The organism is Vibrio sp. 10N.222.49.C9 (genome assembly GCF_041474985.1).
In the GTDB taxonomy this organism is placed as follows: Bacteria; Pseudomonadota; Gammaproteobacteria; order Enterobacterales; family Vibrionaceae; genus Vibrio; species Vibrio crassostreae_C.
Window position 1 is genome coordinate 1 of the sequence record NZ_JBFRVD010000838.1, and the last position, 444, is coordinate 444.

General features: G+C 47.3%; 1 pseudogene. It reads right to left on the minus strand.

The features are described 5' to 3' along the window. Positions 1-444: pseudogene (locus tag AB4585_RS25845) on the minus strand (exoribonuclease II); the annotation flags it as partial.

Sequence of the window (444 nt, forward strand, 5' to 3'; positions counted from 1 at the left end):
GTCATCAATGCCAACTGGCTCAGAATTAGGAAGGTCATTTTCAGCTAGGGTTACCCACCAAGGCGCTATTTTGTCGTTAGCGTCAGTGATCCTTTCGGTAATTTCGACCATGAAGCTATCGGCGCCCTTAAGAGGGTGCTGAATGACTTGAGCGACAACCCAGTCACCTTCAGCAAACATATCATGCTTTAGGCCTTTGGCGGTTTTCGCCTTAAGAGATAGATTACGCAGCTGTGGTTGATCAGGAACGACGTTGAGACGTCCTTTAAACAGCTTAACGCGACCAATGAAACGAGTGACGGCTTGTTCTACTAACTGATCGGGTTCTGCGAATTCTTTGTCATTCTCAGAACGGATCAGAGCAACCACTCTGTCACCGTGCATGCATTTTTTCATGTGCGGGGGCGGGATGAAGTAGCTGGTCTTGTTATCTACTTCTAGAAA